This is a genomic window from Pelomonas parva (genome assembly GCF_043555835.1).
Taxonomy (GTDB): domain Bacteria; phylum Pseudomonadota; class Gammaproteobacteria; order Burkholderiales; family Burkholderiaceae_C; genus Pelomonas; species Pelomonas parva.
The window spans coordinates 1-13,185 of sequence record NZ_JBIGHV010000003.1; the positions used below are offsets into that span (position 1 = coordinate 1).

The following is a 13,185-nucleotide window of genomic DNA, read 5'->3' on the forward strand; positions in this document are numbered from 1 at the left end:
AGCGACGCGCGCGTGGCTTCACACGGCTGTCGACCATCAAGACGGTCATCTTCCTGATCGCGGGCAAGCTCGACTTCCACTCGATCAACCCGCACGCCCAGCAACCCACTTGAAATTCAACAGAGCCGTTCTTTGCGAAGGCGCTGGCAGATACGACCTCGCGCCGTTCGCTAGGCTGAGATCGAGGTGCGATTCCCAGACGTACTGGTAAGCGGGAAAGGCCAGATGTTGAGCATCTTGTACATATCGCGGTGGTAGTCGTCGTATGCCCTCCAGCCGACAAGCGCGGTTACGTTTGCGGCATAGCTCACGATGGACGGATTCGTCAGGTCGAATGCTGGGTCACGGAACGGCCCTAGTTGAGCCATCGATTGATGCGGTGACGCGGTTGCCAAGCGCTCAGATACCGTCGCGCGGGGCTCACGTAAGGCTCCTGTGGTTCAAGCTGCCAGGATCGTCGGCAGCAGCCTGCGCGCGTTCGAAAGCGTGATCAGTTGATCGTGGCCGCGACCATGGCCTCAAGGAGCTGCGCGCGATCAAGGACCTTGCCCTGGTAGCGCACCACGCCGAAGGTGTCATCGACGTCGTAGGCCTTGTCCTTGTAGACATGCACGTGGATGCCGCGTTCCTGAGGACGCTCGGCCGTCCACAACACCGCCGGCGTGGATGCCCAGACCTGGAAGGCCTGGCCGGGGTAATCGTCCAGGTTGATTTCCTTCTCCACGTCCACGTAGTTGTTGGCCCGGCTGAACTGGTCGTGCAGCGGCTTGAGCGGCGTGGACGCGATGGGCTCCTTGCTCCAGGTGTTGTCGCGGCCGCAGTTGCCACACAGGTGCTTGGCGTGAGGCTTGCGCGCGAAATCCCCGAGGTCCAAGTGCGGGTAGCCGCAATCGCGGCAGTTGATGCAACCCATCGTCTTGCCGCTCTCCAGAGCCAGCACGAACTCCAGGGCCGACGGCGGCGTCAGGTGTACCTTGGTGATCTCCGCGTTGCCAAAGAGGTTGTCGTTCGCGTTGTAGTGCAGGGACAGCGCCTTGAAGTCGCGATCCACCACCTTCTCTTCACCCGGCTTCTGGCGGATGTGGACGTGAATCTTCGGCCGCCGCGGCTTGGACGGCCCCAGGTGGGTCAGGGCAGGCGGCATCGAGCACCAGATCCCGACCTCGGCGAACTCCTGGATGTTGACGTGCTCAGGATCGACGACGTACGACATCTCCTGGTCGTGGTTCGTGCACTGCACCCTGCCGCTGGCCTCGGCCCCGGCAACGTCGCCCTTCGTTCCCCAGTGACGCTGATGCGTCCGGCACCACCACCGGTTGGCCCCGTTGCGCCACTTGCCAGCCTCGACGATGTCGCAGTCCAGCTGCGCGTCGTCACCCTCCTTGCCCGGAAAGAGGCCCAGCAGGTCCTCGCTCGAGACAGCGATGTTTCCCAGCGTGCGGCCATAAGACCAGCAGATGGCCTCGCGCACGACCGGCGCCTGGTCTTGCACCGGCTTTTCGTAGCCCAGGAACTTGCGGCCAGTCTTCTTCGCGGGCTTCTCGGTGAGATCCCACTCATAGCCCCAAAGCTCGATCCGGCCGGCAGCGCCGACCCTGCGTTCGATTTCCATCCATCGTCCTCCTGCAGGTGGTCCTGGCGCGCTGCGCCTGCCCACCCGGTGTCTTCGACGTAAGCGCCAATTATCCCGACCGCCCGCATGGAAGCCGCGACGTGGGGTACCCGGGAGGCCGGGGTGCTGCCGCTCGCCCCGCCAGTTGCCAAAGGGTCCGCCGGAGCTGGCGCCGTTCCGGTGAGAATGCGGCCCGCGTGACCTAGGACAACGTCACTTCGACCCGCGAAACCCCCAAGCCAGACCCATGATCCAAGGCCTGCTGCTCAACACCTCTCACAGCACAAGAAGCGAACCGCCGCAGGGCAGCCAGAGTTGGCAGCCCATCGGCTCAGTGCAGGCCGCCTACAGCCGCGTCGCCAAAGAGGCTGAGCCCAGACATCTGACGCGCGTTGAAACGATGGCCAACTACGGCATCGTCGGCGATCGACATGCCTGCCCGCATTCGCCGAGGCAGCTGCTGATCGCTGGCGACCCAGGCTACGAGCGCTTCTGGCTGGCTGACACGACGCTGCGCGAAAACGTTCGCATCGACTTTTCGACGGCGGATCTTCGATCCGGCGACCTTCTGCGTCTCGGCGCCGAAGTGGTGCTGTGGCTCACCTTCCACTGTGAACCTTGCAGCCTGCTGGAGCGCCGCCACCCAGGCGTAGTCAAGCGCATCGGCACGCACCGCGGCATGCTGGCCCGAGTTCTACGCGGTGGAAGTTTCAGCGTGGGTGACGAGATCTCGCTGGCGCGCGCCTCGTTACCCGCCATGAGCGATGACTGGCAAACCCGCGTGCTCGGCGTCGCTCGCGCGGTGCCAGCTGGCCACTACATCGTCTACCGACAGCTGGCGGAGATGGCCGGAGTGGCCAACGCCTATTGCAGGGCGTTCCCTAGGGTGTTGTCCCGACTGCCGGTCGACATCTCCAGTCGGGTCATCGGCGCGGCCAACACTCTGCCCGGTCCGCGATGGAGCGGCGCCGAGCTGTTCGACGTAGCCCACCACTTGGCTTGAAAGAGCCTCAACGGCTTGCACCGTCAGGGAGCCACAACCGGATGCGCGTTGAAGGTCTGGTCCGGACTCACCAGGTAGGAACAGGTCTGTTCTTACGAGTCTTGCCGTCTCGAGCATTCAGCCGGTCAACCTCGGCTTCGATGTGACTCGCAAAGGCGGAGCTCTGGAGCCAATGGATGGCCTGTGCCTTGAGGTCCGCTGCGGCGGAGAGATCAAGCTCACCAATGAGCTCCACCACGCACCCCACATAGTTCAGCATGTCCTCGCAGCACGCCATGGCGTCGTACGGCAGCTCGTAGAAATCCTTGCCGCCATGAACCAGAGGATTCCGCACAAGCGTATAGAGCTCTTCGTAGCGCTCCAGATCAGCCTTGAAGGCGTCGATCTCTCCACATGACGTCAGGGCGGCAATGTAGGCATGATGTTTCATCCCCGCCCAGGACTTGTCGGGATGAGCCAAGCCATCAAGAGCGAAGACAAGCGTAAGGAACTTGGACTCGCCGCCCAGTGAGTAGAAGGCCTGGCGAATGAAACGCAACGCGGCTTTCACAGCGCCGGCCAGTTCATCAGATCGGCCATGGAGAACTTCCTCCAGGTACTCGCGCCCCTGGAAATGGCCACCCTCGATCTGGGGACCCAGCCAATTATTGGACGATGACATCGGCCGCGAGATCCCGCTGAGGTTGACCGGTTTCAGGTGTGTCTGGCCGAGCGGAATGATCTCCACTGAGTACATCCCACTCTCTAGCTGGCCGGCCGGGTTGGGCGTGAACTCCGGGCGCTTGAATGAGCTGTAGTCAAACCGGATCACATCCATGGCCTGCTCGGCCTTCGAGAGGCATTGCAAGATGACAACGTCGTTATCGCTCACGCGTTGGTTCACCCGCAAGAGATCCACGTAAGGCAAGTCAATGTCGAACTCAAGGTAGCTCCCCTTCCAGTCGCCCAGTCGTTCGTGAGGCTCCGGATCGAAGTCGATGGCGCACACGAAACGGAACGGCCCTAGGACAAACGACTCCTCAAAATGCAGCTTCTCGACCGGAACGATGACCGTGCATGGCATCGTGCGCTCAGCGTCCACCCCAGACTCCAGCTCCGCGAGCTCGGCATTGGCGCTGCCTGTCGTCCCCAGGCTGATGGCCAGCCAGGGAAACGCAGATTGGAAATCGACCAAGATCTGCTCAGCGGTTTGGGTACGTGGCTTTTTATCGAACGTGACGCCATCACCCTCCGGGTACGGACTCGCCCTGTAGCCAACCGCCCTGATCGAAGCGAGCGACGCTTCCAAGAGAGCTTCCTTGCCGGCCAACTGAGCGACAGACCACAAGAGGTTGCCGGTGAAGTCGCCGCTTGGGGGAAGAAGTCTGGCCTTCATTGATCAGTCCTCAGAAGCTACCGATACGGTTCTTGAGAACCATTCGGTTGTTGTATATGTGAAAGATTGGTCCGACATCGCCAGTCCGGCGGCCGAAATAACGCCCGCCGGAAAAGGCAATGAGCCATCCTTTCCAGGCGGCTGCATCGCCTCTGATTTCCAGCGTGCCCACGTTGGCATGGTTGGCGAGTTGCCGGAGGGCGTGCCACGAGGCCTTGTCGTTCTCGACGGTGTGGCCAAACGAGCGCAGGAGGTCCCGTTCTTTCTCGAATGACATGCTGCTGAAAAGGACGGCGTACTTCAGCCGCACCGCCGTGCCCTTCACGAAAAACTTGGAATCCGTGTAGCTCACCGTCTGCCAGAACGCCTTGGCTGCCTTTTCCGAGAAGCCGTTGTCAGTGGGAAGGTGCTTGACCTCGATCCCGAAGAAGTCCGCCAGGAATCCTTGGTCGATGAGATGCTGCTTCGGATAGGCCAGGAAATCGATCTGGACCCGCACGCCTGTGGCGACATGCGATCCCGGCACCTCGGGATGCAGCTCGAAGTCTTCGCTGAGATGTGTCGCCAGCCAAAGCTTCAGCGCGTCTTCGTCTTTAAACCGATCGGCTGCCGCCAACCTTCGGGCCCAGATTTCACGGCGCATCGCAACAGCCTTCTGACCCAGCGCATCAGCGGCAACCACGTCGCTCGTCTCGGCAGCAATCTGCTCGGCACAACCATCCACAGCCGTTTGAATCCTGGCTGCTCGTTCTTCTCTTTCCGCTGCCGCTGCGGCGACCCATGCAGTGCCCACCGGATTCAGGAGCTGACGCTCCCGCCTCAGCAGTTCCGACAGTAGTGCCAGCCGCCTGGCTTCCTCGGCTCGATATTGGCCTTCAAGCCCCAGATCAAACTCCGCGGCTTCCTCGCCGGCTAGTTGGGCCTTGGCTGCAGCGGCGCTCAGTGGCCCGCCGCGCTGCTCCCCGCAACGCAGGCACTGCCACACGAAGTGCTTTCCGCCGTTTCCGAAGGTGCGCCGCCTAACTCCAAGCCGCTCGGTTTTCACGTTGCACACCGACTCGCGGTGGTATCGCCTGGCCTCCTCGATCTGAAGGCTCAAGTCCAGCGAATCAGACATTCATATCCTCCTGCTGCAGGATCGCCAAGGTGTTCAAGACCCCTCGGCGTAGCTGAGGGTTGAATGCCTCCTATGCCGGGGCGTCAGCTCATTCTCAGGCAGCAAGAAGCATGGCGAAAGCGCTCGGGAACGATGCTAGGTGCGGCACTGACCACCAACTGTCAGTAGAACGATGCTCCAGCCCTCGATTTCCAAGCGCCCCTTACCAGCCGGTGGCAAGACCTGGCATCGCCACGGACGGCATCGGTCTCGACAAACATGGACGACGCCGTTCTACCGAATGCGAAGACCCGACTCTCCCAAGTCGTGCTCCGCGGATCCGGTGATCTGCAGCTTGCCATGTGTATCCGGGTGCAGTTAACCGAAACGCTGAAGAGTCTCGGTCTGGTTGATCGTGACCTTCTGGCCCCGAATCCATCGCACAAGGGTGATGAGGACATGTGAGGTCCCCCGCTTTGCGGCCACATACAGGTCTATATCGAGAAGTTCTTCCATCGGCGGCTTTACATCCCCGCCGACGTACTGCTCAGGATCGAGTGGCAGCTCCATTCCCGCCGTATCGACAACCTGAACCGAATGAATCTTGCCGCTGCCCGTGCGCTGGACATAGAGGCCTGTATAGCTGCTCATTGAGCTCTTCTCCAGAAAGTGGATGTTGATGTTGCCCGGAGCCTCGTGGCAATGCTTCAAGCGACGCACAAGTCTGGCGATCGACTGGGGTCTTGCTTGGGCTGACGCGCCGCGCTCTTGAGCTCTGATAGATCGCGCGACGGGCTCATCTACGGCCTTCAATGCAGCAATCGGCGCACGACATATCCGTTGAAGCCGGACTCATGTCCGTCAAAGTGAGTCGCCAGCAAATTCCGCGGCTTCGCGCAGAGAACAGCGCAGCGCGTTGCATGTCAGCAAGCAGCGCGCGGCGCGCGCCGTCAAACCTGGGGTGAATGGTGCCCGTGCCAGCGGCGCCGCACCGCGTATGGGGAAGCGCATGCGATGCGTGGGTGTATCTCATCCAGTGCGGTGATGCCGCGCGCAGCTTTGTAGCCACGCCGGGACTCGTCTCGTCCAGCACGGTCGCGTGCCAGGCGGAAGAATCGCCTACAGATGGCCCACAGCCGCGCTGTCGAAATCGCCCCGTGCTCGTCCACGGCCACCCGACCTACGATCGGCGTGTCGGGGCGCCAGTGCGATGGTGTCGTGGGCAAGCCTCTGGCCACCAGGTACCGGTCCAGCGCTCCGGTCGCCAACGGCGGCAATGCAACGCGACCTCGCTTCGAGCCTTTGCCCACCACCTGCAACCAGCGCCTGCCGTCGTCCCCATCCGAGATTTGGCGAAGCGTCGCGCTCACGAACTCGCTGTTGCGCAACCCAGTGGAGTAGCTGAAGTCGAGCAGGAAGCGCAGCCGGATGGCGGTGGCCTTGTCCCAGCCGTACGACCACTCCAGCCCGTCTGCGATGACGCGCACCAGTTTCCACTCGCCTTCGGTGAATGAGCGCCCTGGATCCAGCGGTCACGTCGCCACGTCGTCGGGTGCATCCCTATGGCGATGCGAGCCGCCCCAGCAGCAGAATGGGGTCGCGCGCCCAAAGAGGCTGCGCAGGCAATAGACACAAGGAGGCCAGGTCAGCCGAAGCCCAAGAGCGCGGCGCTGGAAACGAGCATGAGCACAAGAATCACAACGCTTCGAATGGACCGCGTCCATGGCTAGCTTGCACATCACCAGCGTGAAGTTCAGCCACTACAAGGCGTTCAGCTCTTACACGATTCACCTGCAAGAGTTCAACGTTCTGGTCGGCCCGAACAACTCTGGCAAATCGACAGTGGTGGGCGCCTTCCGAATCCTGAACGAGGGGATCAGAAAGGCGAAGGCGAAGAGCCCTGAGCGCGTCGAAGTCGACGGTCTAATCACGCAGGGCTACAAGCTGAATATTGAAGACCTGCCCGTCGCGTCGGAAAACATCTTCCACAACTACGACGAAAGCCGCTCGGCGTCAGTGACCTTCAAGCTATCAAACGACAGCACGCTGAAGCTCCACTTTCCCGAGCGCGGGGTCTGCATCATGGTGCCAGAGCCCAAGTCAGGAGATGTGAGAACGCCGAAGGACTTCCGCACGAAGTTTGATCTTGAAGTTGCCTTTGTCCCCATCCTCGGGCCTGTCGATCAGCGAGAACCGCTGTTCGAGAAGGAAGCGGCCCGCCGCGCGCTGATGACCAACGGGGCTTCGCGCAACTTTAGGAACATCTGGTACCACTATCCAGATGACTTCGACAAGTTCCGCGACATGGTGCAGAGCAGCTGGCCAGGCATGGATATTCAGATGCCGGAACGAGATGGGCGTCAGCTTCACATGTTCTGCCCTGAGGAAAGGTATCCCAGAGAGATCTGCTGGTCTGGCTACGGATTCCAGGTTTGGTGCCAGATGCTCACCTTCATCGTCAAGGCAGCGAAGGCAAGCCTGCTTGTGATCGACGAGCCTGACATCTACCTGCACTCAGATCTCCAGCGACAGCTCGTTGCGCTGCTGCGCGAGCTCGGGCCCGACATCCTCATCGCGACCCACTCTACCGAGATCATTGCCGAGTGCGAGCCGACGAGCTTGCTGAACATCAACAAGCGCAAGACGGTTGCCAGCCGGGTTAGAGACGTCTCACAGCTCAAGCGAGTCTTCACGGCACTGGGCTCTAACCTGAACCCTACCCTCACCCAGCTCGCGAAGACGAGGCGCGTCGTGTTCGTGGAAGGGTTGGATTTCCAACTCCTGTCGGTCTTCGCCAGAACTCAGGGCATGCAGCGCTTGGCGAATCGCTCTGATTTCGCGGTTGTGCAGACGGAAGGGTTCAACCCGCGTCGTGCCATCGACCTCGCAGCTGGCATCGAAAAGACCGTCGGTTCCAAGATCCTCAGAGCTGTGATCCTTGATCGCGACTACCGCGGTGACGCCGAGGTCGCCGACGTGAAGGCCGAGCTGGAGAGGAACGGATTCAAGGTGCACATCCACGGCCGCAAGGAGATCGAAAACTACCTCCTGGTTCCGAACTGCATGCAGGCCGCGTTGGAGGGTCGGTTGAAGGAACGCGCACGCCGGGGCGGAAAAGTCCCAGCCACCGCGCCCGCCATTGAGCCGATGCTGCTTGAGGCCATGGAGCATTTCAGGCTCGATGTCTTCGCGCAGCGTTTGGCGCGCTTCCAAGACTTCAAGAAGCGCACCTCCAGCCATCTAGACCCTGCAACGGTCAACGCCACCCTCTTGAAGGAGTTCGAGCAACGGTGGAATGAAACCGGCGGCCCGGAGGCGTTAGCGCCTGGCAAGGAGGTTCTGGCCAGACTGAACTCGAAGCTTCAAGACGCAGTCGGAGTCACGATCACGGACACACAGATCGCGAGTCAATTCAACCGAGCTTCAATGCCTTCCGACCTGGGCGATTTGCTCAAGATGCTGGACGGCTTCGGCGCCACCGACCCGCCCGAGACTTGAGTGGCCGACGTGCCATCTTGAAGCTTCGACCGCTCCTCATCACTGCCAGCCGCTGGAAGCAAATCCAGCAGCCCTTGTATCCATGGGTGGTCACCGTGGATCGGATCATGCGCCACGAACGCCTCGGCAACATGCCGGGCCCGCTGGTTCATCTCTTCTCCGACTACGGCGGCGCGCACAAAGAGAGCCTCTACGAGACGACGGCAGTCCTGTACATGGATGTCGACAACTCCATGCCATGGCAGGTCGAGCGGTTGCGCGTTCGCCAGCACTTCCTGCCAGACGGCCGCCGCATGTCCTTCAAAGGACTAAACGACGTCAAGAAGCAGCAAGCGCTGATTCCTTTCCTGCAGGCAAGCGACTCGATTCCAGGTGTCTTGTTGGTCGCCGCAGTGCACAAGTCGATCAAGAACCTCTGTTGGAGTAAAGACGTGCGCCCGGACTGGCCTTCGGACCGGGCAATGAGGCACAAATGGAGTCCTCGAACCTTCGAGCGAGCGCTGCATGTGTCACATTTGGCGGGCCTTATGGTGGGTGGTCTATCCAATCCTGGCCAAGAGGTCTTCTGGTTCTCAGACGAGGATGAGCTCTTCGCCAATCCGACGGCTTCCAATGACGTCGGGAACCTGTTCACGATGTTCACTAGCGTTTATGCGAACCATCCCTTTAAGCAGATCGGCCTCGGCACGACAGCCATCGATGAAGGCGATCGCTACGAAGAAGACCATGTCGCACTCGCCGACCTCGCGGCGGGCAGTGCAGCCGACATGCTCACCGAGCTCGCGAAGTACGCGGGGCACATTCCAACGAAAGTCGCCATCGAGTTTCCAGGCGAGTTCAGCCGGAAGACCGAGATCATCACGTCCTGGCTCGGCTACTCTGGCGGAAACCTCAAGAAGGTCATGGTCGTCTTGGAGCCGCAGGGGAAGACGGGCTTCTCGGTGATGCGCCTGAACTGGTAGCCACCGTTCGCGAGCCCATCAGCCCGCAGCAGGCAGATAGCCGACTTTGCTTCCCGTCACCGTGAGCAGCTGCTGGTCGACCAGCGCCTGGATGATCGAAGAGCGGACATCCTCCGCCAGGCCACCAGGGAAGATCGCATCGATGGACGAGCTCAGTGTCTTCATCGTCGCCGGCCGCCCCGTGTGCCGCTCGACCAGCGACTCGCGCACGAACGCGACCTTGGCCGCTAGCGTCGTCGAGTTGGCCGCCTTCACGTGAGGAATGTCGGCAATGCTCTTGTACCCGGCGGCCGTCAAGGTAGTTGTCGCGTGAAGGTGTTAAATCAAGCGGCTTCTTTGTAGGCGTTGGCCTCCTGGATATTCGGCTTCTCGGGATTCAGGTGGACCTGGTCAACGTAGCTCCAGTCGCGCGTCTGCCTTGACCAGCGGTGCGGGTTGGCCCGCCTGGCCACTTCGTACACGGCGGCGCGGTTGGCAAGTAGGGCGACGTCTTGCCCTTCATGACGTTGGCTGGGCGTCACGAAGCCGATGGCGCTGTGACGGTGCTCTTCGTTGTACCAACGCGCTAACTCGGTAGCCCAGCGGCGCGCCTGCAGCAAGTTCTCGAATGGTTTGACAGGCAGCTCCGGACGATATTTCAGGGTGCGGAACAGGGCCTCAGAGTATGGGTTGTCGTTGGACACGCTGGGGCGGCTTCGACTGGGCGCTACGCCCAATTTCTGCATGGTCGCCAGCATCGTCTCGCCCTTCATCGGCGAGCCGTTGTCCGAGTGCACGACGAGCTGTCCTGCGGCAATGCCCTGCCTGGCGCAGATGTCTTGCAGCAGCCCAGCGCCCAGCTCCGCGCTCTCGCAGTCAAACACCTGCCAGCCCACGATCTTGCGGCTGAACAGATCAACGAAAAGGTACAGGTAGAAGTGCACGCCGCGTACGCACGTGGGCAGATAGGTGATGTCCCAGCAGAAGATTTGATTGGGCTGCGTCGCCGTCAGCGCACGCGGCTTGGTGCGCTTTTGCGGCGCTCGCTCCAGGCGGCGATGACGCATCTGCCCGGCCCGATGCAGCAGCCGGTACAGCGTCGATTCGCTGCCGACGTAGCGCCCTTGATCGGCCAGGCGGGGCACGATCTGGCTAGGCGGGAGGTTCTTGAATTCGTCGCCGTTGAGTACCGCCATGGCGGTCTCGCACTCGGCTTCGCTCAGCTTGTTGGTGGGCGCCCATTGCTCGTGCAGCCCGGCCACGCGACGATCTCCGCTGCATTGGTCAGGATGCCGCCAGCGCTGCACAGTCCGCGCCGATAGGCCAATCTGCGCGCACGCCGCCACCAGCCTCGCGCCGGCGGTGCGGGCTTCGAGAATCAACGTCAGCAAGGTCTGGCGCTGTTGGGTGCAGGTCATCAATCCTCGTCCCCCAACAGCGCCTGGAATTTTTTTTGCAGCACCAGTAGCGCCGCCGCCTCCGCCAGCGCGCGCTCCTTTCTCCGCAGCTCGCGTTGCAGCACTTCATGCTTACCTTGCAACGTCTTGAGCTCGGCTTTGGTCTCGCGCCTTTCTTGCGCTGTCTCCGGGGCCGCACTGCTGACGAACGCTTCTCGCCACGCCGTCAGCTGATGCTCGAATAGGCCCTTCTCACGGCACCAGGCATGCAACGCCTCACCGCTGAGCCCATGACTCTCGTGGAGGGCCAGCAACCGCTCTGCGCCGCTCCACTGGCGTGCCGGCAGGCTGGGTGGGAGGCCGCTTGCCGCAGCGCTCGGGGCGACGCCGGCGGGCGGGCGCTTGAGCCAGGTTTTGAGGGTGTGCACGGGCACATTCAGCTCGGTCGCCACGTCGTCCAAGGTACGCGTCCCGCGATGCCTGGCTTTGCTCAGTGCCTGTTCTATGAATTCAGGCGGTCTTCTCAATCTCTGCATTGTTCTTGTCGTTCCGAAGCGGGTCACCCGCTGGGTCTGGAGGGACGACAACTATTCTGACGCGGGGGGTACCGGCGAACGAACACCTTCCGGTCACGCAGGTGTTGCAGCAAGGGGTCATAGCCCTTGTCCGCGGCAATGACATGAAAGAACGCCTCACCATCCTTGGCCAACAGCTCGCCCAGGTAGAAGGCAATGTGGAAGTCCAGCGCGTTGCGCCCCGTCCCGGTGATGGACAGGTACTGCGCTCTCGGTCCCAACTGCTGGAGGCGCGCCGCGAACTCCACCGGCACCTTGGTCTGGTTTGCGCCCATGAAGACGATCACCCTGAAGTGCGGCAGATCGATTGCCGCCAGCAGCTCCGGCTGCAGGTTCTCGTAGTCGATGAGCACGTAATTGGTCCGCATGGCACCCGCCTAGAAATTGAACCTGCCCTGCTTGGGAAGTCTCAAGACGTGATCTGCCTTGAGGTGCACCCGGGCCCGCGACTCCTCGCCGTCCAGACCTAGCACCTGAATCTCCTTGCGCTCGTTCAGGGCCAACAGCGCCTCCTCCACCATCGTCCGCGTCGCCGGCGTCGTGTTGATCAGCTGCATGAAGAACTGCTCGAAGGTCAGGCCATCCGTGGCCTCGAACAGCATGGCTGGAATCTGCTCCAGCATCGTGTCCTGGCTCACCGTGGCCGCGACATCGCTGAAATCGAACCCGCTCTGCAGCTGATCTGTGCTGTCGATCTTGGTGATGTAGCCCGTACTGAACATGTGGAACCCCGCGCGGCCGTAGTGCGCGAAGTGGTTCGAGTGCTCCCAGTGAGTCGTGGCCATGACGTCGCGGGCCTTCCAATGCTGGGACAGGTGCAGCAACCAGAAGTCACCGTGGCCGCGTTCTGGCCTGACAAAGAACGGTGTGTAGAACTTGGCTGAGCACTGGCTGGTCAAGCTCTGGTAAAGCGAGGACTGAAGATGTACGCGCCACTTCGGCGACTTCTTCATGTCGTCGATCTCGGCCGCCGTCATGCCGCCCCGGATGCCCGTCGCCTGCTCGAATCCGGCCAGGTTGGCCTCGTTGAGGTAGCTGATCAGGGCGTCGATGTAGAAGGTCAGGATGACCTCCGCATGGCCGAGCGTGGCGAAGATGTCCCGCAGGCACGTCACCGGCACGCGCGCGTAGCCGTACTGGTCAAGCACGAAGATCGCGCGTCCGGCGATCTTGCTGCGGTCCTTGGCGCGCTGGATCGCGGCGCCGCAGTGGTCGGCGAAGTCCCCGCGGACCAACTGGATCTTGCCTGCCGCCAGCGCGGCACCGTAGTTCCGATCTTCGAGGAGGCGTTTCAGATAGTCGAGCGCTGACTTGCTCTTGTCGATGCAGATGAGCTCCACATCGAGATCGATGGGTTTGCGCCTGTCCTGCTTCGTCTGGATCAGGAAGGCGGCCTCTCGGATCGCATCAAGGATCACCAGCGGAGAGCCCGGCACCTCCTGTCCGGACTCGTTGATGTAGAGGCCTCCGCCGCAGAAGCCATCCACGATGGTCAGCTTGATCCGGTCCTGGCTCGGCATCGACACCAGAGTCAGGAAGTACTGGATCAGGTAATTGCGCAGCAGCGCATGCTTGACCTCGCTGTGCCGTTTGACCGGCGGGGGCGGGCTACCCCATCTCCAGGCGTAATGCGACATTGAACGACGCGCTGAACGCGCTCTTTCCATCCCTGCCCGGGAATGTGCACG

The 13,185-nt window shown here is 61.7% G+C and carries 13 protein-coding genes; 3 read left to right on the plus strand and 10 right to left on the minus strand.

What is annotated here, in order from left to right; genetic code table 11:
- Positions 1-490 precede the first annotated feature (490 nt).
- A complete protein-coding gene (locus tag ACG00Y_RS07605) occupies positions 491-1,612 on the minus strand; it encodes a hypothetical protein (RefSeq protein WP_394477512.1) in 1,122 nt (373 codons plus the stop codon).
- Positions 1,613-1,859: 247 nt separating this feature from the next.
- Between ACG00Y_RS07605 and ACG00Y_RS07610 the strand changes: the two genes are divergently transcribed.
- Positions 1,860-2,615: an MOSC domain-containing protein gene (locus tag ACG00Y_RS07610; protein ID WP_394477513.1), complete on the plus strand. Its 756-nt coding sequence runs from the start codon at positions 1,860-1,862 to the stop codon at positions 2,613-2,615.
- A gap of 67 nt (positions 2,616-2,682) precedes the next feature.
- Here ACG00Y_RS07610 and ACG00Y_RS07615 read toward each other — a convergent pair whose 3' ends face one another.
- The 4 genes from ACG00Y_RS07615 to ACG00Y_RS07630 all read right to left on the minus strand — a co-directional run bounded on the left by ACG00Y_RS07615 (position 2,683) and on the right by ACG00Y_RS07630 (position 6,573).
- The gene (locus ACG00Y_RS07615; protein ID WP_394477514.1) at positions 2,683-3,990 is read right to left on the minus strand and encodes a hypothetical protein; all 1,308 of its coding nucleotides are present in this window, start codon (positions 3,988-3,990) and stop codon (positions 2,683-2,685) included.
- A gap of 10 nt (positions 3,991-4,000) precedes the next feature.
- Positions 4,001-5,107, minus strand: a complete 1,107-nt coding sequence (locus ACG00Y_RS07620) for a hypothetical protein (RefSeq protein ID WP_394477516.1) — start codon at positions 5,105-5,107, stop codon at positions 4,001-4,003.
- A gap of 357 nt (positions 5,108-5,464) precedes the next feature.
- Positions 5,465-5,737: a hypothetical protein gene (locus ACG00Y_RS07625; RefSeq protein ID WP_394477518.1), complete on the minus strand. Its 273-nt coding sequence runs from the start codon at positions 5,735-5,737 to the stop codon at positions 5,465-5,467.
- 299 nt (positions 5,738-6,036) lie between these two features.
- Complete coding sequence (locus ACG00Y_RS07630; protein WP_394477519.1) at positions 6,037-6,573, minus strand: site-specific integrase; 537 nt, start codon at positions 6,571-6,573, stop codon at positions 6,037-6,039.
- 235 nt (positions 6,574-6,808) lie between these two features.
- Here ACG00Y_RS07630 and ACG00Y_RS07635 point away from each other — a divergent pair, with 235 nt between their 5' ends.
- Positions 6,809-8,584, plus strand: a complete 1,776-nt coding sequence (locus ACG00Y_RS07635) for an ATP-dependent nuclease (protein ID WP_394477521.1) — start codon at positions 6,809-6,811, stop codon at positions 8,582-8,584.
- A 17-nt stretch (positions 8,585-8,601) separates the two neighbouring features.
- A complete protein-coding gene (locus ACG00Y_RS07640) occupies positions 8,602-9,546 on the plus strand; it encodes a hypothetical protein (protein WP_394477523.1) in 945 nt (314 codons plus the stop codon).
- Positions 9,547-9,564: 18 nt separating this feature from the next.
- On the opposite strand, the gene ACG00Y_RS07645 is transcribed toward ACG00Y_RS07640, so the two are convergent.
- The 5 genes from ACG00Y_RS07645 to ACG00Y_RS07665 form a co-directional block, all read right to left on the minus strand.
- Positions 9,565-9,843 (minus strand): hypothetical protein, encoded by a 279-nt coding sequence (locus ACG00Y_RS07645; protein WP_394477526.1) that lies wholly within the window; start codon positions 9,841-9,843, stop codon positions 9,565-9,567.
- Positions 9,844-9,869: 26 nt separating this feature from the next.
- Positions 9,870-10,943 carry an IS3 family transposase gene (locus tag ACG00Y_RS07650; RefSeq protein ID WP_394477528.1) on the minus strand — a complete coding sequence of 358 codons (1,074 nt, stop codon included), beginning with the start codon at positions 10,941-10,943 and terminating at the stop codon, positions 9,870-9,872.
- A complete protein-coding gene (locus ACG00Y_RS07655; RefSeq protein ID WP_394477530.1) occupies positions 10,943-11,374 on the minus strand; it encodes a transposase in 432 nt (143 codons plus the stop codon). Before ACG00Y_RS07655 ends, ACG00Y_RS07650 begins: the two co-directional genes overlap by 1 nt.
- Before the next feature lie 107 nt (positions 11,375-11,481).
- Positions 11,482-11,865, minus strand: coding sequence for a PIN domain-containing protein (locus tag ACG00Y_RS07660; RefSeq protein ID WP_394477531.1), 384 nt, complete (start codon positions 11,863-11,865; stop codon positions 11,482-11,484).
- Positions 11,866-11,874: 9 nt separating this feature from the next.
- Entirely contained in the window at positions 11,875-13,134 is a 1,260-nt protein-coding gene (locus tag ACG00Y_RS07665) for a three-Cys-motif partner protein TcmP (protein ID WP_394477532.1), read from the minus strand.
- Between the last annotated feature and the right edge of the window lie 51 nt (positions 13,135-13,185).

What these genes read in the sequence shown, in the direction of transcription:
- ACG00Y_RS07665 (WP_394477532.1), bottom strand. Translation starts at nt 13,134, where the DNA reads ATGTCGCATTACGCCTGGAGATGGGGTAGCCCGCCCCCGCCGGTCAAA.
- ACG00Y_RS07605 (WP_394477512.1), bottom strand. Translation starts at nt 1,612, where the DNA reads ATGGAAATCGAACGCAGGGTCGGCGCTGCCGGCCGGATCGAGCTTTGG.
- ACG00Y_RS07615 (WP_394477514.1), bottom strand. Translation starts at nt 3,990, where the DNA reads ATGAAGGCCAGACTTCTTCCCCCAAGCGGCGACTTCACCGGCAACCTC.
- ACG00Y_RS07625 (WP_394477518.1), bottom strand. Translation starts at nt 5,737, where the DNA reads ATGAGCAGCTATACAGGCCTCTATGTCCAGCGCACGGGCAGCGGCAAG.
- ACG00Y_RS07635 (WP_394477521.1), top strand. Translation starts at nt 6,809, where the DNA reads ATGGCTAGCTTGCACATCACCAGCGTGAAGTTCAGCCACTACAAGGCG.
- ACG00Y_RS07660 (WP_394477531.1), bottom strand. Translation starts at nt 11,865, where the DNA reads ATGCGGACCAATTACGTGCTCATCGACTACGAGAACCTGCAGCCGGAG.
- ACG00Y_RS07620 (WP_394477516.1), bottom strand. Translation starts at nt 5,107, where the DNA reads ATGTCTGATTCGCTGGACTTGAGCCTTCAGATCGAGGAGGCCAGGCGA.
- ACG00Y_RS07650 (WP_394477528.1), bottom strand. Translation starts at nt 10,943, where the DNA reads ATGACCTGCACCCAACAGCGCCAGACCTTGCTGACGTTGATTCTCGAA.
- ACG00Y_RS07610 (WP_394477513.1), top strand. Translation starts at nt 1,860, where the DNA reads ATGATCCAAGGCCTGCTGCTCAACACCTCTCACAGCACAAGAAGCGAA.